Here is a 1,667-nt window from a genome sequence, read left to right as displayed (position 1 = left end):
CGCTGGTGCTGCGCACCGGCATCGATTCGGCCGAGTCGTTCACCGACCTGCTGGACCGGGCGCGGCACACCGACCTCGACGCGTTCGGCAATGCCGATGTGCCGTTCGAGCGGCTGGTGGAACTCCTCGCGCCCGAGCGCTCGCAGGCCCGCAACCCGCTGTTCCAGGTCATGCTGGCGTTCCAGAACCTGGACCGCACCAGCATCGAACTGCCCGGCCTGACGGTCGGCACGCTGGACCTGAACGAGAACATCTCCCGCTTCGATCTGCAGTTCACGCTGTCCGAGCAGGACTCGGGCGGGGTCAGGGCGGGATCTAGCACAGCCATGGCGCTGGCGCTGACCTATGCCACCGATCTGTTCGACGAGGCCACCGCGGCCGGGTTCGCGCAGCGCTGGGTGCGGGTGCTCGAGGCCGTCGCGGCCAACCCGGAGATCAGAGTCGGCGCGATCGACATCCTGGACCAGGACGAACGTGCCGATCTGGTAACCCGTTTCGGGCTCCCTGCCGCTGCTGTGCGCACTTTGCCGCAGCTGATCGCCGATGCGGTCGCGGTCGACCCGGCAGCGCCGGCCGTGGTGTTCGAGGGGCGGAATCTGTCCTACGGCGACTTGGATGCCCGCTCGAACCGCTTGGCGCGCTTGCTGATCGAGAGCGGCATCGGCACCGAGGATCTCGTCGCGATCGCGGTGCAGCGCTCGGATCTCTCCTATTTCGCTGAATGGGGTGTCGCCAAGACTGGTGCGGCGTTCGTGCCGGTGGACCCGAACTACCCGGCCGATCGGATCGCCCACATGCTCACCGATTCGGGTGCGGCGGTCGGCCTGACGGTGTCGGCGGTGCGGGGTGTTCTGCCGGACTCGGTCGAGTGGCTGGTACTCGACGAGCTGGAGCTGAATGCGTTCGCGGACACCGCGATCGAGGCGGCCGAGCGGGTCCGCCCGCTGCGTCCGGAGCACCCGGCCTACGTCATCTACACGTCGGGTTCGACCGGTGTGCCCAAGGGCGTCGTGGTCACCCACGCCGGTCTGGCCAACTTCACCGTCGAGCAGGCCGAGCGCTACGCACTCGATTCCTCCTCGCGTGCACTGCATTTCGCGTCGCCGTCGTTCGACGCGTCGATGCTGGAATTCCTGCTCGCCATCGGCAAGGGCGGCACCCTCGTGGTCGTCCCGCCGGGCACCTACGGCGGCGAGGAGCTCGCCGAGCTGATCCGCCGCGAGCAGGCCACCCACGCCNGCGCGTGCTGGTCGCCGGTGGTGAAGCGGTGCCGGCCGATCTGGTGGAGAAGTGGGCGGTTCCGTTGGCGGACGGCACGATTCGTGCCTTCCACAATGGTTACGGTCCGACCGAGACCACCATTATGACCAACATCAGCGATGCGCTGGTGCCGGGCGATCTGGTCACCATCGGCGGCCCCATCCGGGGCATGCAGTCGCTGATCCTCGACAACCGTCTGCGGCCCGTTCCGGTGGGTGTCGCGGGTGAGCTGTACCTGTCGGGCATCCAGCTGGCGCGCGGCTACCACGCGCGGCCGGGGCTGACCGCCGATCGCTTCGTGGCCAACCCCTACGTCGACGGCGCACGCATGTACCGCACCGGTGACGTGGTGCGCTGGACGCCGGACGGTCTCGTCGAATACGTCGGCCGCTCCGACTTCCAGGTGA

General features: G+C 68.4%; 1 pseudogene. It reads left to right on the top strand.

Features of this window, described 5'->3' with window-relative positions:
* A pseudogene (locus ACYVN4_RS36140) lies at window positions 1-1,667 on the top strand (non-ribosomal peptide synthetase); the annotation flags it as partial.

Source organism: Nocardia heshunensis, assembly GCF_054782115.1.
The sequence above is the reverse complement of the archived record's forward strand: the minus strand, read 5'-3'. Positions and strand labels throughout refer to the sequence as shown.